The 25689-nt window shown below is 47.1% G+C and carries 20 protein-coding genes and 1 other annotated feature; of the genes, 3 read left to right on the top strand and 17 right to left on the bottom strand.

Annotation, left to right across the window (positions count from 1 at the left end; genetic code table 11):
• Positions 1-20 precede the first annotated feature (20 nt).
• On the bottom strand, positions 21-2270 hold the full coding sequence (locus tag AC0VXY_RS02485) for a UvrD-helicase domain-containing protein (protein WP_475526769.1): 2250 nt from the start codon (positions 2268-2270) through the stop codon (positions 21-23).
• Positions 2271-2550: 280 nt separating this feature from the next.
• On the opposite strand from AC0VXY_RS02485, the gene AC0VXY_RS02480 reads away from it, so the two are divergent.
• Positions 2551-2784 carry a hypothetical protein gene (locus AC0VXY_RS02480; RefSeq protein ID WP_435993662.1) on the top strand — a complete coding sequence of 78 codons (234 nt, stop codon included), beginning with the start codon at positions 2551-2553 and terminating at the stop codon, positions 2782-2784.
• Between the two features lie 887 nt (positions 2785-3671).
• Here the strand turns inward: AC0VXY_RS02480 and AC0VXY_RS02475 are convergent.
• A complete protein-coding gene (locus AC0VXY_RS02475; RefSeq protein ID WP_475526768.1) occupies positions 3672-4217 on the bottom strand; it encodes a GNAT family N-acetyltransferase in 546 nt (181 codons plus the stop codon).
• A 155-nt stretch (positions 4218-4372) separates the two neighbouring features.
• On the opposite strand from AC0VXY_RS02475, the gene AC0VXY_RS02470 reads away from it, so the two are divergent.
• A complete protein-coding gene (locus tag AC0VXY_RS02470; RefSeq protein ID WP_475526767.1) occupies positions 4373-5980 on the top strand; it encodes an amidohydrolase in 1608 nt (535 codons plus the stop codon).
• Between the two features lie 58 nt (positions 5981-6038).
• Here AC0VXY_RS02470 and AC0VXY_RS02465 read toward each other — a convergent pair whose 3' ends face one another.
• Together AC0VXY_RS02465 and AC0VXY_RS02460 are read right to left on the bottom strand one after the other, a co-directional pair.
• Positions 6039-7172: a DEAD/DEAH box helicase gene (locus AC0VXY_RS02465; RefSeq protein WP_475526766.1), complete on the bottom strand. Its 1134-nt coding sequence runs from the start codon at positions 7170-7172 to the stop codon at positions 6039-6041.
• A 40-nt stretch (positions 7173-7212) separates the two neighbouring features.
• On the bottom strand, positions 7213-8511 hold the full coding sequence (locus AC0VXY_RS02460) for an ATP-binding protein (protein WP_435993670.1): 1299 nt from the start codon (positions 8509-8511) through the stop codon (positions 7213-7215).
• Positions 8512-8892: 381 nt separating this feature from the next.
• Between AC0VXY_RS02460 and AC0VXY_RS02455 the strand changes: the two genes are divergently transcribed.
• Complete coding sequence (locus tag AC0VXY_RS02455) at positions 8893-9198, top strand: AbrB/MazE/SpoVT family DNA-binding domain-containing protein (RefSeq protein ID WP_475526765.1); 306 nt, start codon at positions 8893-8895, stop codon at positions 9196-9198.
• Positions 9199-9224: 26 nt separating this feature from the next.
• On the opposite strand, the gene thrB is transcribed toward AC0VXY_RS02455, so the two are convergent.
• The 13 genes from thrB to ilvE form a co-directional block, all read right to left on the bottom strand.
• Entirely contained in the window at positions 9225-10160 is a 936-nt protein-coding gene (thrB, locus tag AC0VXY_RS02450) for a homoserine kinase (protein WP_475526764.1), read from the bottom strand.
• Positions 10157-11218: a threonine synthase gene (gene thrC / locus AC0VXY_RS02445; RefSeq protein WP_475526763.1), complete on the bottom strand. Its 1062-nt coding sequence runs from the start codon at positions 11216-11218 to the stop codon at positions 10157-10159. Before thrC ends, thrB begins: the two co-directional genes overlap by 4 nt.
• A complete protein-coding gene (locus tag AC0VXY_RS02440; protein ID WP_475526762.1) occupies positions 11215-12513 on the bottom strand; it encodes a homoserine dehydrogenase in 1299 nt (432 codons plus the stop codon). The genes thrC and AC0VXY_RS02440 overlap by 4 nt, the downstream gene beginning before the upstream one ends.
• A gap of 447 nt (positions 12514-12960) precedes the next feature.
• A complete protein-coding gene (ilvA, locus tag AC0VXY_RS02435; protein WP_435993678.1) occupies positions 12961-13944 on the bottom strand; it encodes a threonine ammonia-lyase in 984 nt (327 codons plus the stop codon).
• Positions 13944-14549, bottom strand: a complete 606-nt coding sequence (gene leuD, locus AC0VXY_RS02430) for a 3-isopropylmalate dehydratase small subunit (RefSeq protein WP_435993680.1) — start codon at positions 14547-14549, stop codon at positions 13944-13946. Before leuD ends, ilvA begins: the two co-directional genes overlap by 1 nt.
• A gap of 12 nt (positions 14550-14561) precedes the next feature.
• Positions 14562-15977 carry a 3-isopropylmalate dehydratase large subunit gene (gene leuC, locus AC0VXY_RS02425; RefSeq protein ID WP_475526761.1) on the bottom strand — a complete coding sequence of 472 codons (1416 nt, stop codon included), beginning with the start codon at positions 15975-15977 and terminating at the stop codon, positions 14562-14564.
• A gap of 112 nt (positions 15978-16089) precedes the next feature.
• Positions 16090-17202 (bottom strand): 3-isopropylmalate dehydrogenase, encoded by a 1113-nt coding sequence (gene leuB, locus AC0VXY_RS02420; RefSeq protein WP_435993684.1) that lies wholly within the window; start codon positions 17200-17202, stop codon positions 16090-16092.
• 60 nt (positions 17203-17262) lie between these two features.
• Entirely contained in the window at positions 17263-18813 is a 1551-nt protein-coding gene (locus AC0VXY_RS02415; RefSeq protein ID WP_475526760.1) for a 2-isopropylmalate synthase, read from the bottom strand.
• Positions 18800-19831, bottom strand: coding sequence for a ketol-acid reductoisomerase (gene ilvC, locus AC0VXY_RS02410; protein ID WP_475526759.1), 1032 nt, complete (start codon positions 19829-19831; stop codon positions 18800-18802). Before ilvC ends, AC0VXY_RS02415 begins: the two co-directional genes overlap by 14 nt.
• A gap of 67 nt (positions 19832-19898) precedes the next feature.
• Positions 19899-20423 (bottom strand): acetolactate synthase small subunit, encoded by a 525-nt coding sequence (ilvN, locus tag AC0VXY_RS02405; RefSeq protein ID WP_435993690.1) that lies wholly within the window; start codon positions 20421-20423, stop codon positions 19899-19901.
• Entirely contained in the window at positions 20420-22141 is a 1722-nt protein-coding gene (gene ilvB / locus AC0VXY_RS02400; RefSeq protein WP_435993692.1) for an acetolactate synthase large subunit, read from the bottom strand. The genes ilvN and ilvB overlap by 4 nt, the downstream gene beginning before the upstream one ends.
• A 222-nt stretch (positions 22142-22363) precedes the next feature.
• Positions 22364-22623, bottom strand: a binding site (T-box leader).
• Positions 22624-24291, bottom strand: a complete 1668-nt coding sequence (gene ilvD / locus AC0VXY_RS02395; RefSeq protein WP_435993694.1) for a dihydroxy-acid dehydratase — start codon at positions 24289-24291, stop codon at positions 22624-22626.
• 15 nt (positions 24292-24306) lie between these two features.
• Positions 24307-25206 (bottom strand): branched-chain-amino-acid transaminase, encoded by a 900-nt coding sequence (gene ilvE / locus AC0VXY_RS02390; protein ID WP_435993696.1) that lies wholly within the window; start codon positions 25204-25206, stop codon positions 24307-24309.
• Positions 25207-25689 lie beyond the last annotated feature (483 nt).

Genomic DNA, 25689 nt, shown 5'->3' with positions numbered 1-25689 from the left:
CCAGGACGCCGGGGCTTTTTTTATTCGATAATGTCCTTTTCTCCCAGTTTCATCGGACTTGAACAAAGGGGACAAACCTTGGATTCGGTATCTTCATGGGTTTCGGTCCGCTGCCAGGCAATGCACTTGGCATTTGTGCACACCCATGCAAGAATCTTACTCACCTTTCCACTTCTCACTCTTTTAGATGGTTTCGGCTCCGCGTGTGGTGTCTGTTTGAATAGATCCGCAATAAAACGCGAGCTCTTCCGCTGTTCCCCTTGATAATAGGCCGGGGAAGAAATGAACAATTTCTCTTTTGCCCTTGTGATGGCTACATAGGCAAGGCGCCTTTCTTCCTCCACTGCACCCGTTGCCTTCTCTTTTTGGCTCGGGTCCTTGTAGACCTTATCCTCGAGCTTATTGGCATTAAGGGCTGAACTGTGGGGAAGATTCCCTTCGATGGCCCCGATTAAAAACACGACGGGGAACTCAAGGCCCTTTGACCGGTGAATCGTCATAAGGGATACACTGTCCGTATCCTTGCTTCCTCTTTGATTCGAATAGATTTCCTCATACTTCGCTTTCATCTCATCAATAAAGGTAATGAAGCTTGAAATCGTATCAAAGCGCTTGGCCGAGCCTTCAAGCTCGTCCAGCATTTCTTTAATGAGCTCCTTCTGTTCGGTCACCACGTGAGATTCCTGGGCGTCGATGTACTGGTGATAGAATTCCTTCCTGATACGTTTGATGGCACTTTCCGGAGATTGGTCCCCGATCTCCTTCAGGAACTTCATCCGTTCTTTCACATTCTTCACCTGAAAAGGCTTCAACCCGGATAAAGTCGTTAAGTGAATGAGGGGATACTTCTTCCGCTCTTTCTGTTCTTCTTCCAGGATGTGAGCCATTCCCCGGTCTCTTCGGATAAAAAGTGTGGGCAACAGCGATTCCATGGCTGAGAAATTTCTTGGGACGATCGATAATCTCAAGTAATCCACCACGGGCTTCACGGTCCAGTTATCATAGAAAAGGGAATCCTTCTGATTGTATGGTGTGAAGGGGATCTCCTTTAATAGGAGTTGCTCAAAGACGGCACGCCCACTGCTCATCGTACGGTGGAGAATCGTCATATCTCCATAACCATAGCCTTCATCTCGTAATCTCTGAATCTCCTCTGTGATCCAGACGGCTTCTTCATCAGCTGTGGCGGGTCTTGAATAGAGAGGCTTCTGTCCCTCCACTTTTGTAGCGATCAGCTCTTTCTTCCTCCGGTGGTCATTCCGCCCGATGACTTCATTTCCGAGTCCGATGATATAAGCGTCTGACCGGTAGTTTTCTTTTAAGGTCACGACTTTGGCATCGGGAAACTCCTCATCAAAATCCAAAATGAATTCGTTCCGTGCGCCGTTAAAGGTGTAGATCGTTTGATCATCATCCCCGACCACGAACAAATTACGATGAGCCGCTATCAGTTTAATAAGCTCATATTGAACCAGATTCGTATCCTGGAATTCATCGACCATCACATACTGGAAACGGTGCTGAAGGGAAGTCAGCAGATTCGGATTTCCCAATAGTAATTGATACGCCTCTGACAAAATATCATCAAAATCCATCTTATGATTCATGCGCTTCCACTCTTCATATTTTAAAAGGATGCTCCGCACTTCTTTTTCTGACTTTGACTTCTCAGGGAGCTCCCGTATATCCTTCTGATTCAGCTTATAATGAGAAAGCTTGGCAAGGAGCGTCTCGGCGTCATATGGATCATAAATATTCATTTCTCTCTGGAGCTGTTTCAAAATGATTTGTTTATAGCGCTCGTTCCCGATCACTTCCTGTGTGTAATGACGGGATCTGAGTAAATAAAGGAACAGGGCATGAAACGTGCTGGCATGAACCTGTCCACCATGCTCTGCTCCCGGAAGTCTCGCGATCCGCTGTTTCATTTCTTCTGAGGCTTTCTTGGTGAAAGTGACCAGCAAAATATTTCTCGGCTGAATATCTTTCACAGCCATCAAGTAGCCTGCACGGCAAACGAGAACCGTCGTCTTTCCCGTCCCCGCACCGGCAAGGGTCAGGCATGGTCCTTTCACATGACGGACCGCTTCAATCTGAGCAGCATTCAGATGAATGCCCGCTTCTTCCATCGTCCGAAAGAAAAAAGCATCCTCGTCATGGGAGGATATCAGCTGCTTCGTGGTTTCTCCCTTATGGAGCGGGGCCACGGGGATCTCCTTCTTATCTGCTTCATATGGATAAATGGAATAGTTGGATAATACTTTATTCAAAGCTCATTCTCCTAGCTTTTCTTTGCGATTCATAACCTTCTCATCATAACAAGAGCCCTTTGTGAATAGCAATGACAATCTCAGGACGAAAGAGATGCACGACTGGATATGTAAATACTGTTAAACGATTGTTTAATCCCCCGAACCCTAGTAAAATAAATGTTTTGAAACATTAAACAAACGTTTGTTTAAAATTAATCAAACGTTTGTTTAAATCGGATATGCTCCCGGAGGATTAATATATTGAAAGAAAAGGTAATAGAACATTAGGTGATAAACAATGAAACTAACAAAATGGGGCTTTACCCGCTTCAACAGCATAAAAGCAGAATTCGACCAATTCCCCCACTCCCTGGTAATACTAAGGAAAATCAGAAACTACTACTTCGTCAACAAAATCCACTGGTCTGCACTCGACCCCGTAGTAGAAACCCATCATCTAGAACAAATGGAATTGCTGGTGAACAGGGAAATGGATCTGGAGGAGAATTACCTTAGGAGGAGATTGGATTAAAGGCTTTTTCTCCAGTAATAAAAATTATTTAAATGAAAGATTATTTATTTAAAGTTTGCTTTAGAATTCACGCTCAAAATTTTTAAAAAGAATTTAGTGTTTCACCTATCCATTCCTTATAAGTGATATTTAATGAAGAAGCACAGAGTGGATTGAAGCGGAAGGTGCTCGACTCCTGCGGGAAAAGCGGGAAAGTTGAGACCCCACAGGGCAAAGCCCGAGGAGGCTCAACTCACGCCCCGCGGAAAGCGAGCACCTGCAGCGGAAAGGAACGGTCTCCGTCTTTTTGGAATCCGATTTCCGAAGCTACTACTCCAAAGATCTTTTAAAAAAACAAGAAAAATTAAGATAAAGTAAGATAACCGCCCATTTCAATTCAAAAACCAGTCAAAATCGCACTATATTGATTATTCTGAACATTTGCATTAATTTTATAATTTGTTAATATATAATTAATAAATGATTCACAAAACAATCTTTAAAGGAAGGCGTGATTCCAATGAAGTGAGTTAGCAAAGCATGTCAGCATCACATCTCGCTTTTGAGATCGGCCCGTGAAAACTGATTTCAAGATGTGTGGATATGCGGGAATGCGCAATCTTATTTCAGGAGATGATTCCAATGAAGAGTGTAAGCGAAGCATGCTAACATCATGGTACGCAAGGAGATAGCCCGTGAAAACTATCTTCGTAACATGTGGGCGTGTGGGAAAATCAGCGGCAAATGAAAATAAACTAATAAACCATGCAAGACCATTAATTTAATGTTAAATGAATGTTAAGTATGTGTATTAGTAAGAAAGGATAGTAAAGTTAATTGAATAAGATTTACTTAAGTTAAGGCGCTGTTTATGTGGTATAGGCATAAGCAGCGTCTTAAATTTATGTTCAATATTCTTCTTTTAATAAAGAGCAAACAGCCGCATCAAAAAAAACGCCTTTTTCAAATGCTGCTTTTCGCAATACGCCTTCAAACGTAAAGCCGGCTTTTACGAGGCTCCTCTTCGATGCCACATTTTCCGGATCGTAATACGCTTCAATCCGATTAAGATTCATTTCTTCAAAGCCGTATCTCAGGATCGGCTGTAATACCTCTGTGATAACCCCTTGTCTCCAATAGGATGGATGAACCTCAAACCCCACCTCGGCTTTAAAATGTTCTTTCTCCCATTGATGAAACCCGCAGCTGCCGATGATCCCGTCGGATTCTTTCAGAGCAATCCCCCAACGGATCCCTTCATTTAAATGAAACCTCTCGTTCCACTTCTCGATGATCTCTATTGCCTGTTTTTCCTCTTGAAACGATTCCAGATCATAATATCGGGTGACTTCATCTTTCGAGAAATAATCAAAAACACGGGGAGCATCCCCTACTTTCATCTGCCGTAAGCGAAATCTTTCTGTTTCCAGTGCCGGAAAGGTTCGTGTCAACATTCTCATTCTCCTTTTCTACTTGTTCTCCTTATGTATTCAACGTGGGTTTTTCCAATGCCTTCTTGTCAGGTAAAGTTTTTATTCATTCACCGTTTGTGTTCTTTCCTTCATCTGGTTACAATCGATGTAACAGATGAAAAAGGATGGGGATGACGATGAAGGCCCATAAAATACTGGTAAGCACTGCCCTATTCACCGGGAATGCAACTTCTCCCATCGACGGCTTCGTGGCAGTAAAGGATGATGTGATCATTGGGGTCGGTCCCCGTTCGGAGATGGAGAGTTTCATAGGACCCTCTACGGACGTGAGGGATGCCGGAAACCGCCTGGTGACGGCAGGGTTCCATGACTTTCATCTTCATTGGTTTTTAGGAGCGATGTTTGAAGGGTTTTGTCAACTGACTTTTGGTACCACAGAGGATATGACGGCGAGAATGGTGGCTGATTATGCCCGGGAACATCCCGATGAGGAGTGGGTACTTGGATTTGGATGGCATCATGTCCGCTGGCCGGACCAGACCATTCCCACTCGCCACTCACTGGATCGATACCTGCCTTACCGTCCCGTCGTTCTGCTCAATGAAGAAGCACATAGCGCATGGCTGAATACGGCTGCCCTCGAAAAATTGGGGATCCACCGGGATACTCCCGAACCTCCTTTCGGTAAAATTGAAAAAGATGCAAACGGTGATCCAACCGGATTTTTATATGAGACAGCAGTACAGTATGTAGCGGAAGCTTTTACATTTGAAAAGAAAATAAAGGACGGATTGATGAACGGAATGCTGAAGAAGACAGCATCCTACGGGATCACTTCCGTTGCTGACATGTTGCCTCTTCCCGGTTATACATTGGGAGATCCCGGATTTTATAGGGAATTTGAAGAAAAAGGGGAACTGACGACACGCATTCACTTCCTGGACGTGCTGGATGGTGATCTCAGGCGTGGTATTCAATTCAGGGAGAAGTATCAATCGGATAAGCTTCAGTTTTCAGGTTTGAAGCAGTTCCTCGATGGTGTCCCCCTGACGTATACAGGCTATTTGCTTCAGCCATACACGGACCGGCCGGCAGAAATTGGCGGGACCATTTATGAACCACATGTATATCAAAAATGGATCGAGGAGGCTGACCGGGAAGGGTTCAGGATTCGCCTGCACGCTTGCGGGGACGCCGCTGTCCGTTTGGGCCTGGATGTCTATGAGAATGCGAGGAAGGTCAATGGTACAAGGGACTCAAGGCATACGATCGAACATATTGAAGTATGCGACCCACAAGATTTCGAGCGATTCAGGGAGCTCGGAGTCATTGCATCCATCCAGCCGGAGCATCTCACGTCGGGTTCGATGGATTCCCATGCGTATCTGGACAGACTCGGTATGGAGCGGGCACGCTATACATGGCCGATCGGTTCATTGGAGAAGCATGACGCAGCCATTGCATTCGGAACGGACTTTCCGATTGTGGACTTGAATCCGATGCTCGGCCTGTACAGGGCCGTCACACGGAAGCACGAAGACGGTTCTCCTCAGGGCGGATGGAATCCTCATGAGAAAATTTCGTTGGCCCATGCCCTGATCCATTACACGAAAATCCCTGCTTACGGAAACTTCAGGGAACATGATTTAGGAACGATCGAAGTCGGGAAGAAAGCTGATTTAGCCGTTTTGGACCGGAATCCTTTCGAAGTTGATACGGAGGAACTCCTTGAGACGAGTGTATGGATGACTCTGATGGACGGCAAGATTGTGTATGAAAAATAGCGGCAACTTAAAAATAAATAGAGGTCCGTCCCTCACATCCGGGGACGGACCTCTATTTTTATTTGGTTTCCGGTTGTTGCAGTCCGCCACCGCGGATGGTTTTTTCCTGGAAGGGGAGGTTGAGTTCGTTGCTCAGTTTTTCAAGGAAGCTCAGTTCACGCTTGGATACGAGGCAGATGACGGTACCTTCTGCACCCATACGTCCGGTTCTTCCTGAACGGTGGATGTACTGCTTCGTGTCACTCGGGAAATCGAAATGGATTACGTGTGTGACATCCGTGATATCGAGGCCGCGTGCAGCCACATCCGTTGTCAGAAGCATGGACACCTTCCCGGAGCGGAAACGGTCAAGGGATTGCTTACGCTCCATTTTGTTCGAGTCTCCTGCGAGTACTTCAAGCTCGACTCCCTTATATTTAAGCTTCTCTTCCATTTCAGAGAGTTTCTCTAATTGATTGAAGAATACAAGAGCCTTGATTCCTTTGAAGTAAGAGATGCTTCTGAGTGCTTCCATTTTGTCCCGCATCTCACTATAAACAAAGACATGGTCGACTTTTGGATTGTCGAGGTTGGCTTCCATTTTGACAATTTCATGGTTCTGTAAGAGAGATTCTGCTACTTGTTCCGTTTCATCTGATAAAGTTGCAGAGAAGAAAAGCACCTGACGCTCTTTCAAGGTCGATTTGATGATATCCTTTACTTCCCGGATATGTTCTGAAGAAATCATTAAGTCAAATTCATCGACGACGATGGTTTTCACTTCATGCATCTTCAATTTTTTCATTTTCATCAGTTCGATCAGGCGACCTGTTGTGCCGACTACGATATGCGGCTTTTTCTTCAGCTTTTCGACTTGTTTCTTGACGTTCGCCCCACCGATGAACGCAGCACTCGTTATGTCCGTGCCCTTGGCCCATTTCTGAATTTCCTGGTGGATCTGCATGACCAGCTCTCTTGAAGGTGCAAGAATGACAGCCTGTGCCTGTTTTCTTGATGGATCGATTGTCTGAATGATCGGCAGTAAATATGCCAGGGTTTTCCCCGTCCCCGTTGGTGATTCACATACGACATCTTTCCCCTCCATGATAAGGGGTACGACTTTTTCCTGTACGGGAGTGAATGCAGTAAACCCGGATTCTTCCCAGTTTTTCTGTAGTAATGGTGAATGGATGATGCTTGAGATTGAATTCATTCGTTTCGTCCTTTCTTAATCGGCAAAGGCAGAAGGATTCTCATCTTCCGCAGGTGGGTAAACTGATTTCAACTGCCGTTCCTTTTTCTTTTTCACTTTGAAAATGTATATGTCCTTTATGGCGCTGGATGATTTTTTTGCATACTGCAAGTCCGAGGCCCGTACCTTTTTCTTTCGTCGAGTAAAACGGTTCTCCCAGATGTTCGATTCTTCCTGGCTCCATGCCGACTCCATTATCCTTCACGATTACCTGTGCGTTTTTGCCCTGCTCTTCCAAAGTGATCGAGACCTTCCCATCCCTGGATGGGGGGATGGCTTCCACGGCATTTTTAATGATATTGATGAAAACCTGTTTAAGCTGATTTGACTCGCCTAACACATACAAAGGTTTTGCAGACAGGTTCTCATATGTAATGGACACATTATCAAGGTTAGCCTGTGCTTCCATCAGGACAAGGACCTGCTGAAGAATCTCATCGAGTCTTTCATGACGGAAGTGGGTTTCTTGTTGTTTTCCAAGAATCAGCATCTCACCTGAAATCAAATCAATTCGATCCACTTCAGAGAGCATTATATCCAAATGATCGTGGTTGATGGTATTGGTCGTTTGCATAAGTTGGATAAATCCCTTGAGAGATGTGAGCGGGTTTCGAATTTCATGGGCAACGGCAGCAGCTAACTGACCAATGACGGAAAGTTTCTCCGATGCGACGACCATTTCTTCGTTTTCCCGATTCAATGTGATATCCCTTGCGATTGCGAACATTCCTGTCACCTCTCGATTAATGAGAATCGGAACAAGGGAGCACCTGAGGATCTTTCCTTTATTATCGCCGATATGGATCTTGGTTTCAAAGGTAGATGCGATGCCTTTGAACGTAGCGAAAAAATAGCCTGTCACCCGCTTCATTTCTTCTTCATCCAGGAACTTGCTGAATTTCACTTCCTTTAACTCTTCATGGGTGAATTCAAGCAATCCCTCGGCTTCTGCGTTTACAGATACCACATGCCCATCTAAACTCAGCTCTAAGACGGCATCGGGGTTTTGTTCGAACAACGAATGGTAATGCTGATTCCTTATTTGCAACTGCTTCTCTTTTTTTGAAAGTTTATCGTTGGAGACAATCAGCTCATTGGTCCGGCGGTATATCAGGAAAAATATGATGATACCTGTTACAAACGTAAATAGCCAGCCCTTATAGCGCTGAAAATAAATATACATACTAAGCTTTTCATGTGCAATGATCATGGAAACATAATCTGAAAACACAATCCATAATGCGCCTAATAATACATAGGTGACGGATATTTTTAAGGCAATATCTTTAGCTTGTTTCATGATGTGAAGTTCACCTAAATTCCAATAGTCTTTTCCCCTATGATTTCTCAGTTCTTACTCATTTATCAAAAATACTCATAAGACTGAAATATGAGAGTATCTTCATCCGTTTCATTTACTTTCACAACACACATAATAATAACATAGGGAACCTGTATGAAGAGAGTAAATAATAAGATGGACCAACGGATTTCACAGGATTCTTTCCTTCTATAAGCCCCCTCCACCCTATCACACTGCTGACAATCTCCTTTTCATCCTTCTATCCTCCCTATTCCGTCCAAGAACCCCCGCCATTTTTCCTAATTTTTCAAATTGGTGTTTATTTTTCTCAGGGAAGGTAAAAAGAGAACAATATGATAGTGAAGGCAGGTGATGCGAATGTTAAGTATGATGTATGGGAGCAAACCTTTCAGTAAAAGCGGTACAATCACTCTTCCCCATAAGTGGAGGGAGAAGTTTGGACTGCTGCCGGGAAAACTTGCAGAGCTCGTCTATCAAAATAATTGCCTCTATATTAAGCAGGCCACGCGGGACTCCACCCATAACAAACGCTACATCTCAGAAAAAGGAACAGTCCACATCCCAAAGGAACTCCGGAAAGAAATGGGCATGACGTATCCATCCTCCTACTGCATGCACGTCAACGAAAAAGACAACTGTTTTATGATCACAACGGAGAAATAATAAAATGAGGTCCGTCCCTCTCCGCTTTAAAGCGATGAGGGACGGACCTTTGGTTGTTGGGTGATGATGCTGCTGCCCGTTTGGGAGATGGATAGTTTGCGGACGTCCATGGTCGGGAAGGATTGTTCGAGCTGGCGGAAGAGCCATTCACTTGCTTCCCGTTCCACAAAGCAGGCAACCGTTGGGCCGGCCCCGCTTAAAGCGACACCGAAAGCACCGAATCGATCCGCCACCTTTTCAACAGCATCGTAATGGGGAAGAAGCTTTCTCCGGTGAGGCTGGTGATACCGATCCCGCTTCATCATCTTCCCGACCATTTCCCAATCACCGGTCAGGAACGCCGCCACTAGAACATTGGAGACCGCTCCAGCACCAACGGATTCTGAAAAGGATAGAGATGACGGGAGGACATTTCTCGAATCCGACGTTTTCAGCTCCGCTTTCGGAATGACACATACAACATCGATTGGAAGGTCCGGCACCGTTATCAAGTTGACACCCTTCTCGTGCTGACAGCTGACGACAAACCCTCCGTAGAGCGACGCCCCGACGTTATCGGGATGACCTTCGAAACGATTTGCCAGAACCAGCTTCTTTTCCTGAGTCAAGTTGAGGTCGCATAATGCATTGGCGAGCTCGACCCCTGCAACGACGGCCGCTGCACTGGACCCCAGCCCCCTCGTCAAAGGGATATCACTTGATACGTACAAATGACACGGAGCAGGCTTCCTCCCATATTCAGCTGCCACTTCCTTGACGACTTCTACAATGAAATGCGACTCATCTGCAGGGAATACCTCCAGGGCCGCTGACAGAGGAATCACCTGCCAATCGTCTGCTTCATAAGCCTCCACCGTTAAAAAAACATCCAAAGCCAAACCTAGTGAGTCAAACCCGGCTCCTAGATTAGCTGTGCTTCCCGGGACGATGATTTTCCACGAGCGCGGTTCCCGGCCCTTCATACCCCGATCGTTCCCTTAATATAGTCCTTCACCATTTCACGATCGTTTGGCAGCTTAACAGGCGTAACCGGGCTGCACTCCATGGCTGTAACCGGATCTTTCAAGCCATTCCCCGTCAATACCGCGACTACCTTCGAGCCTTGTTCAAGCAGCCCTTTTTCCAATGACTTCTTAATCCCTGCGATGGAAGCACATGAAGCCGGTTCTGCGAAGATCCCTTCTTTCCTTGCCATCAGCTGATAGGCTTCCAGGATTTCTTCATCCGTCACTTCATCTATATGTCCGTTTGATTCCTTCAGCGCATCGACTGCCAATGTCCAGCTCGCCGGGTTCCCGATACGGATGGCAGTGGCAATCGTTTCGGGCTGCGGGAATATCCGGTCATGAACGAGAGCCGCTGCTCCTGAAGCCTCGAAGCCAAACATTCTCGGCAATGTGGAATCGTTTCGAGCCGAATATTCTTTAAACCCTTTCCAGTATGCTGAAATATTCCCTGCATTCCCGACAGGTATCGCAAGCACATCAGGGGCTTCCCCTAATCCTTCTATCACTTCGAAAGCCGCCGTTTTCTGTCCTTCCAGCCGATACGGATTCACAGAATTCACAAGTGTGACGGATTCCGTTTTACTCAACTCCCGGACAATCTCCAGAGCTTCATCGAAATTCCCTTCGATTGAAATGATCTCGGCCCCGTACATGACGGCTTGAGCCAATTTCCCTTGAGCGATTTTCCCTTCCGGAATGACGACGATGCATTTGATTCCCGCCCTTGCCGCATAAGCTGCAGCTGATGCAGAAGTATTGCCTGTCGAAGCGCAAATGACCGTCCGACTGCCGGACTCCACCGCTTTCGCTACGGCAAGGACCATTCCCCGGTCCTTAAAGGAACCTGTCGGGTTCGCCCCCTCCACCTTTGCATAAAGCTCGATGCCCCATTCCTCGGACAACGACTTCAGCTCGATCAATGGAGTGTTTCCTTCATTCAAGCTTAAAAGGGGAGTATCTGCATTTAATGGAAGATGTTTTCCATACTGTTCCAGTAGTCCTTTCCATCTCATCCTTTTTCTCCTCCTTCTACGCGGTATGAGCTTTCAATCGAATGAACCGCTTCATAATCCTTCAGCTCCATCAGAATATCTTCGTAATGTTCAAGAGATGCCTTATGAGTCACCAGTACAATTTCAGCAAACTCATCACTGTCCAGGGGATTCTGAAGTATTTTCTCGAAACTGACACCGTGACTTGAGAAGATGGGGGTCAGTTTGGCTAATACGCCCACTTCGTCCTGTACATGAAGCCGCAGGAAATATTTCGAATAGATTTCATCAGGTTCTTTCAGTTTCTTCGGGAACTGCGGGTTCACGGCACTCTTCCCATTCACCCCCAGTCTCATATTCTTCATGATTCCCACCATATCGGATACGACAGCAGTCGCTGTAGGAAGACTCCCTGCACCGGGACCGTAAAACATCGTTTCTCCCACCGCTTCGCCGTACACGTACACGGCGTTATATTCATCATGTACAGACGCGAGGGGGTGCTCCTTTTGCAGCAGGGTCGGCTCCACGCTTACCTCGACCTTCTCCCCTTCCCGGTGGGCATAACCGATGAGTTTCATCGTGTAGCCGAACTGCCCCGCATATTGGATGTCCTCACCCGTTACTTCCGTGATGCCTTTCACCTTCACATCCGCCAGGTCCACATTCATGGAAAATCCCAGGGTGGACAGGATCGCCATCTTCCTCGCTGCATCCAATCCACCGACATCTGCCGTCGGATCCGCTTCTGCATAGCCGAGGTCCTGCGCTTCCTTTAGGACATCATCGAAGGTCCGTCCCTCTTTCGTCATCTTTGTCAGAATGAAGTTCGTTGTCCCGTTGACGATCCCCATCATTTTCGTGATGCGATCTGAGGCAAGTCCGTCTACCAGACTTCTTAAAATCGGTATGCCTCCTGCAACGCTTGCTTCGTAGAATAAGTCACAGCCATTTTCTGAGGCAGCTTTTAATAATTCAGGTCCATGGAGGGCCATGAGATCTTTGTTTGCCGTGACGACATGTTTACCCTCGTTTAAAGCATGAAGGAGATGCTCCTTCGTTGCTTCGATTCCACCCATGACCTCGACCACAATATCAATTTCAGGGTCAAACAGGACTTCCTCAGGATTTAAGGTCAATATGCTGTTTTCGATCTCCAGTCCCCTGTCTTTTTCTAAATCCTGAACGAGGGCTTTTTTCACCGTCACCGGGCAGCCGATCTGATGAGACAATTTATCCTGATGATTCCCTACGATCTTCACCACTCCGGCTCCCACCGTTCCGAGTCCTAAAAGTCCGATTGAAATTGATTCCATAAACCGAAAACCTCCATTTGTTTATTTCGTGTGTACATTTGTATTTACATAGTGGACATTATAATTGAAAAAATTACCTATTACAATAGGTTTTTGCGTATTTTCAGAATGTAAGAGCTTACAATATTTATTGATTGTGATGGTTCTGGATCATTCTAGTTATCTCCACGAATGATTTATGCTGGATTTGTACTTTTTCTAGGATCACCTCTGATTTTTTGATCTTTTTTTCGGATTGTTGTATCATCGCGGCACTTTCTTTCTCCGGGTTTAGTGAGGAATTGCGTCATTATAAAGTTTATTGCGTCATTTTCTCGATAATTGCGTCATTTAACATAGTAATTGCGTCTTTTACCATTTATAGGAAAACTAAGCAAATCCCATAACAAATGGCTAAAAACAGAGGACCGCCCCCAACTACTCACGCAGTTAAGAGCCGTCCCATCTTTACACAATATGATGCACCTGTCTGGCCATTTTGGACAAGTCACGATAAACAGGGATTTTACTCGGATCGGCGTTCCCGCCACTGATGACGCAGCCCACCTTCTTACCCTGCACCTTGACTTTTTGACACATGGCTGCCGCCAAGGATGCGGCACCCGCTCCTTCGACCAGAGTTTTCTCCCGTTGAAGCATGAACATGATGCTATAGGAGATTTCTTCATCCGTCACGGTGACCATGTCGTCCACATATTTCCGGATGATCGGAAACGTAAGCTCCCCAGGTTTCTTCACAAGAATCCCGTCTGCAATGGTATGAACATGCTCAAGGGATCCTTTATTGCTTCCCGTGAAAAAGTTATACGTGGCCGGTGCTCCAAGAGCCTGCACGCCCACAATTTGTATGCGGGGATTAAAGGCTTTCACGGCCAGTGCCATCCCTGCCAGGAGACCCCCTCCACCGACGGGGACGAGAATCATGTCTAAATCACTGAGCTGTTGAAGCATTTCCAGTGCGACTGTCCCTTGTCCAGCCATCACTTTATGATCATCAAATGCATGAACATACGTCGAGCCTTTTTTGATTTTCTCCTCAAGTGCTGCCCCGTAGGCTTCCTGATAGGTATCTCCTGTCAAAACGATTTCAGCTCCGTAATGTTTCGTTGCCGCAACTTTAGTAGAAGGCGTCCGCTTTGGCATGAAGATCTTCGAAGGGACTCCGCGCTTAGAAGCAGCCAGTGCCACTCCCTGGGCATGATTTCCTGCCGACGCGGCAATGATCCCCTTCCCTGCTTCTTCTTCAGACAATGACATGATTTTATTCATGGCGCCCCTTACTTTGAAGGAACCTGTCCGCTGCAGGTTCTCCATTTTCAAATAGATATCTCCACCAGTGAACGCATTCAGCGTCGATGATTGCTTTAACGGTGTTCGATGCACCTGATGACTGATTCTTTCCATTGCTTCTACCACTTCAGTGTTATCCATTAAATTCCCAAGTCACTCACCTCATATTTTTTTTCGTAGTCTTCGATATGTTCACCATAATGCAACGTTAAATCGATTTCATCCAGGCCCTTTAGAAGCATCGTTTTCCAATAAGGATCAATGTCAAAGGAGACACGCAGCCCCTCAGAATCACAGATAGTCTGGTGCTCAAGGGACACTTCGATTTTATATAAATCCACTTGACTCTCATTTTTCATAAGAGCATCGACTGTTTTTTCATCCAGTTGAATCGGCAGGATCCCATTCTTTAAACAATTGTTTAAAAAAATGTCCGCGAAGCTCTTCGCGATGATCACCTGAAATCCATAGTCCTGAAGGGCCCAGGGTGCATGTTCCCGAGAAGACCCGCAGCCGAAATTCTTTCCGCCGAGAAGAATCTCGGAATCCCGGTATTTTGGGGTATCCAATAAAAAGTCATGTCTCAGTGACTTCCCATCGTCTTCAAACCGCCAATGATAAAATAAGAACTGACCGAAGCCTTTACGCTCGATCCTTTTCAAGAATTGTTTCGGTATGATTTGATCCGTGTCTACGTTGTCTCTCCTGAGAGGAAATACACTGGCTTCCACATGATTGATTGCCACCCTTTTCACCTCCTATGAAATCGGCATTTTTTCAAGCTTACGTACGTCAGTCAATTTTCCGGTCACGGCAGCCGCTGCTGCCATGGAAGGACTCAGTAAATGGGTTCTTGATCCATTCCCCTGCCTGCCTTCAAAGTTCCGGTTGGAAGTCGATGCACAGCGTTTGCCGGGTGGAACGATGTCGTCATTCATGGCCAGGCACATGCTGCAGCCCGCTTCCCTCCATTCAAAACCAGCTTCCTTGAAGATCGTATCCAAGCCTTCCTCTTCTGCCTTTTTCTTCACTTTAAACGAGCCTGGAACAACCAAAGCGGTGACGCCCGGCTTTACCGTGTGTCCTTTCACCACTTCAGCCGCCGCCCTCAAGTCACTCAGGCGTGAATTCGTACAAGAACCGATAAATATATAATCAACCTCGATGTCCTCGATTCTCATTCCGGCGTCAAGCCCCATATAATGAAGCGCCCGCTCTACCCCTTCCCTTTCAGAAGGGTCCCCGTACTCGTCCGGGTGAGGGACGGACCTCGAAATCCCGGACCCCATCCCCGGGTTCGTCCCCCATGTCACATGAGGTTCGATTTCTTCACCCTTCACCTCAATTCTATGATCATAGGTGGCGTCATGATCGCTTGTCAGGGATTGCCACTCTTCTTTGCACTGTTGGAATGATTTATTTTTAGGAAGGTATTCCCTGCCCTCTAAATAGTCAAAGGTCGTTTCGTCGGGACTGATCAATCCGGCTTTCGCACCTGCTTCAATGCTCATATTACAGACGGTCATTCTTTCTTCCATGGACAGATTGCAAATCACGTCTCCCGTGAATTCGATGACATATCCGGTGCCGAAACCCACTCCATAGGTGGAAATGATGTTCAGGATCACGTCTTTAGCCGTGACACCGAATCCGAGTTCCCCTGAGACTTCGACTTGAAGGGTCCGGGGCTTCGATTGCCAAAGTGTCTGAGTCGCCAGTACGTGCTCCACTTCACTCGTCCCGATCCCAAAGGCCAATGCCCCGAACGCTCCGTGTGTGGAAGTATGGCTGTCTCCGCATACAATCGTTTTCCCCGGTTGAGTCAGACCCAGCTCAGGACCGATGACGTGGACGATTCCTTGATCGGGATGATGGATGTCTGCCAAGGTGACGCCGAATTCTGCACAGTTATTTTTCAACGTCTCCATTTGCAGCCGGGCGGTCTCATCTTTGACAATGTGACGCTCTCTTGTCGGAACGTTGTGGTCCATGGTTGCGTAAGTCAGATCCGGTCTCCGCAGCTTGCGATCTTTCAGGCGCAGCCCCTCGAATGCCTGGGGGGACGTTACTTCATGTACAAGGTGAAGATCGATATACAATAAATCCGGTTTGCCCTTTTCCCTGTGTACGATGTGTTTTTCCCATATCTTTTCGATGATATTTTTCCCTGCCATGAACTCCCTCCTGGTTTGGTGAAATTTTATTTCAATGAAGACTGTTTCGGTTAGCGAGTGTTCGTTGCTTCCCGCTGCGGTCACCCTCGTTAAAAAAATATGAAATTCTCTATTACAAATACGCTGCCAGGATGGAAGACAGGGCATGATCCGCTTCCAGACGCTCTACGACCAGCTGACTCATGGCACCCGTTCCGACAACGGTTCCGCGTCCCATCGTCCACAGGTCTCCTGTCCGGTAGCCTGCATTCAGCACTTCCTGGACCCCCATTTCGATCATTTCCGCTTCTTCTTTCAAGCCGAAGGAATGGCGCAGCATCATGGCAACCGATAGAATCATAGCGAGTGGATTGGCTTTTCCTTTTCCGGCGATATCAGGGGCTGATCCGTGAACGGGTTCGTAAAGTCCGAATGAGTCCCCTCTTAAACTGGCGGAAGGGAGCATTCCGAGTGAGCCTGTGATCATGGAGGCTTCGTCGCTCAGGATATCCCCGAACATGTTCTCGGTCACGAGCACATCGAATTGTTTCGGCTGATACATCAGCTTCATGGCTGCGACATCCACAAGCATGTGTTCGACTTCTACATCCGGGTATTCAGCCGCCACTTCATTCACGACTTCCCGCCACATTCGACTCGTTTCCAGAACGTTTGCCTTGTCGACGGACGTTAACTTTTTCTTGCGCTTCTGAGCCAGCTTGAATGCCTTGTGGACGATCCGTTCGATTTCACTTTTTTCATATACCAGGGTGTCGACGGCTACTTCATCCCGTTTCCCCTGGCGACCGGACGGCTGACCGAAGTACAATCCTCCTGTCAGCTCCCTGACAATCACCAAATCTACTTCTTCTACAATCTCCCGTTTGAGCGGGGATGCCCCCAGTAAACTTTCAAATGCCTTTACAGGTCGCAGATTCGCAAAAAGGTCGAACTCTTTCCGGATGGCCAGGAGCCCTTTTTCAGGACGGATTTCTTTCGGCAAATGCTCCCATTTCGGTCCTCCGACTGCCCCTAATAGAACGGCATCGCTCTCTTTACAAAGCTTGATTGTTTCAGGAGGTAACGGTGTACCGAAGCGATCAACGGCCGATCCGCCGATGAATCCTTTCTCCACTTCGAATTCATGACCGAACCAATCACCCACTGCCTTCAGTACTTCTAATGCCCCGTCCATAATCTCTTGACCGATACCGTCTCCTGGTAGTACAGCGATTTTTTTCTTCATTAGAATTACCTCCTGTTTTTTTGGTTTATGAGGAGCCTTGAAATCCTCGACTCCCGTTGTTTATAAGCTGGCTTGCACCGCTTCTTTCTCTCTCGTGTGTGATCGCTGTGCCGACCGGTTCACAGCATTTAAATACGCCCGGGCTGATGCTTCCAATACATCCTGAGCGGTTCCTCGTCCGCTTGTATTTTCACCGTCATACTCCAGTCGGACGTACACTTCGGCGAGGGCATCACGGCCGCCGCCCACTGAGTTGATTTTGTAATCCAGCAGCTTTGACTTGCCCGGCAGGATTTTTTCAATGGTATTGTAGATGGCTTCCACGCTTCCTGATCCCGTTGAAGCTAGGCGGGTTACGTTTCCGTCTTCAAACTTCAATTCGATCGTGGCCGTCGGGATATTGTCCATGCCGTATTGAACCTGCATTCTTTCCAGTGTAAACCCGACACCTTCAGTCATTTCTGTCTGTTTATTCGTCAAGATGCTGAAGAGATCTTCATCGACGATTTCCTTCTTCTTATCCGCAAGGTCCTTAAATGTATGAAACGCTTCATTCAACTTCTCATCCGTTAACTCAAAGCCCAGCTCGACGGCTTTGTTCTTGAACGCGTGACGTCCTGAATGTTTTCCAAGCACGAGACGGTTGGAATTCACTCCAATCAGTTCCGGTGTGATAATTTCGTAAGTTGTTTTCTCTTTCAATACGCCATCCTGATGGATGCCTGATTCATGGGCGAAGGCATTATCCCCTACGACCGCTTTGTTGGCAGGTACCCTCATCCCAGTCAGTTTGCTGACAAGTGAGCTTGTTTTCTTGATTTCATCCAGCTTCAGTGAGGTCGTCGCTCCGTAAAAATCTTCACGGATCCGAAGGGCAACCGCGACTTCTTCCAACGCTGCATTCCCGGCACGTTCACCGATTCCATTGATGGTTCCCTCAATTTGATCGGCTCCGTTTTCGATGGCTGCAAGGGAATTGGCCGTCGCCATACCCAGATCATCATGGCAGTGTGCCGATAGCTTTACCCCGTCGATATTCGGGACATTTTCTCTTACGTATCGAAACAATTCACCGTATTTATGAGGGGTGATATACCCTACAGTGTCAGGAAGATTGATGACGGAAGCTCCTGCATCAATGACTCTTTCCATGATCTTTACTAAAAAGTTGAGATCCGATCTGCACGCATCTTCCGCCGACCACTGAACCACCGGGAAAAATTTCTTCGCGTACTGAACGGCCTGCACGGCTGTATCGATGACCTGATCGGGTGTCATCTTCAGCTTATGGGTCATGTGAATCGGGGAGGTTGCAAGGAAGACATGCAGCCTTGGTTCCGCCGTTCCTTTAAGGGATTCCCATACAGCATCGATGTCCCGCTGCTGTGCCCGCGCAAGTCCCGTTACCGAGCTGTTCTTGATGGTGGAACCGATCCGCTGCACGGCATCGAAGTCCCCTTTTGAAGCTGCAGGAAATCCAGCTTCAATGACGTCCACCCCCAGTCTCTCCAGCTGCTTCGCTACCTCGATCTTTTCAATCGTATTAAGATTTACGCCCGCTGATTGTTCTCCGTCCCGTAGAGTCGTGTCAAAGATCTCAATGGTTCGCACTCGCTACCACTTCCTTTTCTTTAGTTGAAGGTTTCTGTACAAATGGCATCATTTTACGAAGTTCCCTTCCAACGACTTCGATTGGGTGCTGACTTTCACGCTGATTGATGGCGTTGAATTCCGGACGGTTCGCCTGATTTTCCAGGATCCATCCCTTCGCAAATTTTCCTGTTTGGATATCCGTCAGTACTTCCTTCATGCGGGCTTTCGTTTCCTCGTTCACGACCCTTGGACCTGAAACGAAATCTCCCCATTGAGCCGTGTCTGAGATCGAATAGCGCATTCCTTCCAATCCCTGTTCATACATCAGGTCAACGATCAGCTTCAATTCGTGTAAACACTCGAAATAGGCGACCTCTTTCTGATAACCTGCTTCGACTAGCGTTTCGAATCCTGCTTTCACAAGGGATGTAACCCCTCCACACAGGACTGCCTGTTCCCCGAATAGATCGGTTTCTGTTTCTTCCTGGAAGGATGTTTCCAAGATTCCTGCACGTCCTGCACCGACCCCTTTTGCATACGCCAGGGCAAGTTCCGCGGCCTGACCTGAAGCGTCTTGATAAACCCCGAAGAGTGCAGGCACTCCTGCTCCTTCTTCAAATGTCCTTCTTACCAGGTGTCCAGGTCCTTTTGGTGCTACCAGGAATACATCTACATCTTCCGGAGGGACGACTTGATGGAAATGGATATTGAATCCGTGTGCGAATGCGAGTGCTTTGCCTGATGACAGCCCCGGCTTGATTTCTGCCTCATATACTTTCGGCTGATGCTCATCCGGAAGTAGAACCATGATGACTTCCGCCTGCTCACATGCTTCCCGGACGGAATAGACATCAAAGCCGTCCTTTTCTGCCTGGTCCCACGACTTTCCTTTTCTCAATCCCACTACAACATCAAATCCGCTTTCCTTCAGGTTTTGAGCATGTGCGTGACCTTGTGAGCCATAACCGACGACCGCTACTTTCTTTCCTTTTAAAACTTCTTCATTCACATCTCCGTTATAATATACCTTTAACATTTCCCTCATCCTCTCCATTTTTTGAATAATAAGTTTTTTTAGAACGTGAATTTTACTGATACAGCTTTTAATTCACGATCGAATATTGTTTTAATTCCGTAACTGATTTACCGTTTCCCCTGGCGAAAGCTGTAATCCCTGTCCTGGCAATTTCTTTGATCCCATAAGGCCTTAATAGGTCAATGATCGCTTCTATCTTGGAGGTTTCCCCCGTTACCTGGACGGTTACGCTGTCCCTGGCCACATCAATGATGGCGGCTCTGAAGGGTTCTACGATCCCATTTATTTCGGACCTGGTCTGCCCTGTACTTAACACCTTGATGAGTGCGAGCTCCCTGGCGACCACTCCTTGATCTGTGATGTCTGAGACCTTGAGGACATCGATCTGTTTATGGAGCTGCTTCAGGAGCTGCTCGATTTTGCGATCGTCTTCTACATTGACGACAAAGGTCATCCTTGAAATTCCTTCCGTCTCTGTATATCCGACCGAAATACTTTCGATGTTGAACTGACGCTTTGTAAACAATCCGGTCACCCGGTTCAAGACACCGCTCCGGTTATGAACAAGGGCCGTTACAATCCGTTTCCTCATGGTTTCACTCCTAACATTTCGTGTAATCCTTTTCCTGGAGCCACCATCGGGTAGACATTTTCCTTCGGATTCACCCAGCAATCGATAAGTACGGGTTCATCACTCGTTAAGGCTTCTTTTAATACAGAATCGACTTCTTCCTGGGTTTGAACCTTATATCCCTTTATCCCATATGATTCAGCCAGCTTCACAAAATCAGGTTGTGTGGAGAACACCGATTGGGAGTACCTCTTTTCGAAGAATGTTTCCTGCCACTGTCTCACCATTCCAAGTGTGCCGTTATTGAGAAGGACCACTTTCACAGGGAGGTTCAGCTCTTTCAGGAGAACAAGCTCCTGGAGAGTCATCTGGAAGCCCCCATCTCCTACAAAAGCAACCACCGTATTGTCGGGATTGGCCAGCTGTGCTCCGATGGCTGCGGGGAATCCGAATCCCATCGTGCCAAGTCCTCCGGATGTGACCCAGTTATTCGGCTTTTTAAAAGAATAGTATTGGGCCGCCCACATTTGATGTTGTCCCACGTCCGTTGTGACGACGGCTTCCCCGTTCGTCATTTCGTACACCTGCTCAATCAAACGCTGAGGGGATAACACATCATGAGCCTGGTTATACCAGAAAGGATATTCCCTTTTGTATGATTTAAGATGCTGATGCCAGGCATCGAAATCGGGCTTCTCGGCCTCATGTTGAAGAAGTCTGGCAAGGGCCTGTTTCGCATCGGCCACGATCGGGATCTGTGTTTCCACGTTCTTACCAATCTCAGCAGGGTCGATGTCGATATGAACCACTTTGGCCTTTGGTGCAAAGGTAGCAAGATTCCCTGTTAAACGGTCATCAAACCGGGCACCGATATTAATGAGCAAGTCACATTCGTGGATGGCCATATTACTTGCATAACACCCGTGCATCCCTGCCATGCCAAGAAAAAGGGTATGGTCTGCAGGGAATCCCCCTAATCCCAATAAGGTGTGAATCACCGGGATGTCATATTGTTCAGCGAACGTCTTCAATTCCTCGGTCGCCTTCCCGTGAAGCACTCCCGCACCCGCTAAGATGACGGGCTGCTTCGACACCTTGATCGCATCCACCAGTTTTTTGATTTGGAGAGGATTAGGTTGGAAATTAGGCTGATACCCAGGGAGATCCATCTCCACTTCATGAACGGGATATGCTTGCTGCAGAGTCAAATCTTTCGGAATATCTACGAGTACCGGTCCCGGCCTCCCGGTTGACGCAATGTGAAAAGCTTCCTTCACAATCCTCGGTAAATCTTTGAGATCCCGTACCTGGTAATTATGCTTTGTGATCGGCATCGTAATCCCTACCACGTCCGCTTCCTGGAATGCGTCGGTTCCGATTACCCCTGAAGCCACCTGCCCCGTAAAAACGACCAGCGGAAGTGAGTCCATCATGGCATCTGCGATCCCTGTCACGAGATTCGTTGCACCGGGTCCCGAAGTGGCGATGACCACACCCGGTTTTCCCGAGACCCTTGCGTATCCTTCCGCCGCGTGGATGGCCCCTTGTTCATGACGGGCGAGCACGTGCTTAATCGGGGCTTTATATAGAGCATCGTAAATCGGCAAGACCGCTCCTCCAGGGTACCCAAACAGAATCTCAACCTTTTCCTCCTTCAAAGACTTCATGAGCATATCAGCACCGTTGACATATTCCGCCAGTGTCTGTGAAGCCAGTTCTGCCTCTACCTTCGCTCTCATTGCCTATCTCCTCCTTTTTTAAAAGCGCAGGCGGCTTGGTCAGACCCGACAAGCATAAGGCAAGGTCGCTGAAAAGGCGTTCTTTGCCTTTTTGGCGAGATTGCCTTATGACCTCGAGGGACTAGCCGCCGGAGCTGGATATAAAAGTCGCAGGTTATGAACCACCTGAGCTATTTTCAAACAAAAAAGACCTTTCCACCCACCACGACAGAGTTCATCTTTCGCAGGGGCGAAAAGGTCTTACATCCTTTCCACGGTACCACCCTAGTTCAGAGATGATCGATATCATCTCCCTTGGCAGGCTGATCGATTTCACCAGCCTTTGTTTTTGTAACGAGTATCATCTACTCGATCGTTCCTACTTACACGGTTCAGAACGATACTCAGAGGGGATGTCGGTATTGGTTGTATTACTGGTTTGCAGCACCACCAGCTCTCTGAAAATACGGTTCCCAATCCTTTTACCTCTTCAACGCTTTCACTTATTCCGTTTTCAAGATTCCACCTGTACTAGCTGATGTAACAAGTTTTGCGTATCTTGCAAGATACCCTTTTTTGATTTTCGGAGGAGGCTGTACCCACTCCTGTTGTCTGAACTTCAACTCTTCTTCAGAAACCATAAGGGAAATCGTCCGGTTCGTGAGATCAATGAAGATGGGATCTCCATTTTCCACCACACCAATCGGCCCTCCTTCAGCTGCTTCAGGGGAGACATGCCCGATTGAAATGCCCCGGGATGCTCCTGAGAATCTGCCGTCTGTCATGAGGGCGACTTGCTTCTCAAGCCCGCGTCCTGCAATGGCTGCCGTCGGTGCAAGCATCTCCGGCATTCCCGGTCCGCCCTTAGGACCTTCATACCTGATTACGACAACATGACCTTCTTTCACTTCTCCGCTTTCGATTCCGGCAAGGGCATCATCCTGGGATTCATATACAATCGCTTCACCCATGAATGTTTTAATGGATGGGTCGACTGCCCCTACCTTGATAACACCGCCATTTGGAGCAATATTCCCGAAGAGGACGGATAATCCTCCGACTGGACTGTGGGCATTTTCCCTGCGGCGGATGACATCATCATTTTGAATATGAGCATCCTTCACGTTTTCATAAAGGGACTTTCCTGTAACGGTGATGCGGTCTTTGTGTACGGCTTCCATTTCACATAGCTCTTTAATGATGGCGCTGACCCCTCCTGCATTATGAACATCCTGCATGGAGTAATCTGAGGCCGGGCTTATTTTAGATAAATAGGGGACTCGTTCAGCAACTTTATTGATCCGGTTGATGTCATAATCGATTTCCGCCTCATTGGCAATCGCGAGCGTATGGAGGACCGTATTCGTTGAACCTCCCATCGCCATGTCCAAGGCGAATGCATCATCGATGGTATCTTCCGTTATGATATCCCTCGGTTTGATATCTTTCTTTACCATTTCTACGAGGTGTTTTGCTGCATCCTTGATTAACTGGTGACGCTCATTAGAAGTAGCCACAATCGTCCCATTCCCCGGTGGAGCCATTCCAAGCATCTCCATCAAGGAATTCATGGAGTTCGCCGTGAACATCCCAGAGCATGACCCACAGGTCGGACAGGCATTGGCTTCGATGTCGAGAAGCTGTTCTGCCGTCATCCTTCCTGACTGATGGGCTCCGACTCCTTCGAAAACAGATACGAGGGACAACGGCTTTCCGTCGCTCGAAACACCTGCTTCCATCGGGCCACCCGATACAAAAACGGAAGGGACATTGGTTCTGACTGATGCCATTAGCATTCCCGGTGTGATCTTGTCACAGTTCGGAATGTAGAACACTCCGTCAAACCAGTGAGCGTTGATGACGGTTTCTGCTGAGTCGGCGATCAGTTCCCGACTCGGGAGTGAGTACCTCATCCCGATATGCCCCATGGCGATCCCGTCGTCAACACCGATCGTATTGAATTCGAACGGGATTCCCCCCGCTTCCCGGATCGCTTCTTTCACCACCTGGGCGAATCCGTTTAAATGCATATGACCGGGTATGATGTCGATATAAGAGTTACACACCCCGATAAATGGTTTTTCCATATCTTCAAGCTTGACTCCCGTCGCATATAGTAAACTGCGGTGGGGAGCCCGGTCGATCCCTTTCTTGATCATGTCACTTCGCACGTCATCACCTCCAACTTAGCCGACTTGAGCATTTTGTTTGTAAACTTTTCTTCCATCCTGCGTGACAGTGTTTCTGAATTCCTGCAATAATTGATTCGTATACTTCCCAGGTTTCCCGTCTCCGATGACACGTCCGTCAACTTTTACAACGGCGATGACTTCAGCGGCTGTCCCTGTTAAGAACACTTCATCTGCCGTGTATACATCATGCCGGGTGAAAACTTCTTCTTTCATCACGAAACCTGATTTTTCGGCGATTTCGATGATGGCATTCCGGGTGATCCCTTCCAGTGCCCCTACATATCCCGGCGGCGTAAGGATTTTTCCTTTTTTCACGATGAAGATGTTATCTGCAGATCCTTCTGCTACATATCCCTGATCGTTCAACATCAAGGCTTCGCTTACGCCTGCAAGATTCGCTTCAATTTTAACGAGAATGTTATTTAAGTAGTTTAATGATTTAACTTTCGGTGACAGGACATCCGCACGATTTCGCCGGCTTGCAACGGTAACGATATCGATCCCTGTTTCGTATAAGCTTTTAGGGAAAAGTGCCAGCTGTTCTGCGATGACGATGATCTGTGGCTTTCTACAAGTGAATGGATCCAATCCCAAGTTTCCAACACCCCTGGAAATGACCACCCGTATGTAGGCATTTTCCAGCTGATTTTTTTTCAATGTATCAACAATAATGTCGCTCATCTCTTCTTTAGAGAGCTCAATGTGCAACATGATGGATTTTGCAGAGTCATAAAGGCGATCAACATGTTCTTCCAGACGGAACACGTTCCCATCGTACATTCGAATCCCTTCGAACACTCCATCTCCATATAGAAAACCATGGTCGTACACAGATACAACTGCATCTTCCTTTTTTACGTATTGTCCGTCTAAGTAGATCCACTGTTCGTTCATGTTAATCATTCCTTTCCAGGCTAAGATTTATTTGACTATTCAGAAATTTATTTTTGCAACGAAAGTACGTTGACTGTAAGCCTGTTGAGAGGGGCTGAATCGGTTTATGACTGCCGCTTCCCGCCGGCTCAGGTTTTTATATTGAGGACAATATTACTCCCGTTTCACAGGAAGGTCAACAGGGTTTTTGTAAATTATTTGACTATTTAGATTAATCTGATTATAAGTAAACGCTTACATCTTTGTCCTTATAGAGTTTAGGGTGAGAAAAAAATATTTAAGATTTTTTTCATTAGAGGGGTGAATAGTCATTCAGAAGTGGCGAATATCTCAATCGGAATTTTTCCGACAAAATCCTACAAGAATGGGCGTTCGGGGAGTTTGTACCCAAGTGCGACCGGACTAGTGCAACCTTTTCACTATCTTACAAAAGGGGAATGGTACCGTCTTTTTAAGCAACATGCCTTTCCTTCCACAAAAAAA

It is taken from the genome of Rossellomorea sp. QJM3NY_18, assembly GCF_056173145.1.
Note: the sequence above shows the minus strand (reverse complement) of the source record. Positions and strands in the feature narration are given on the sequence as shown.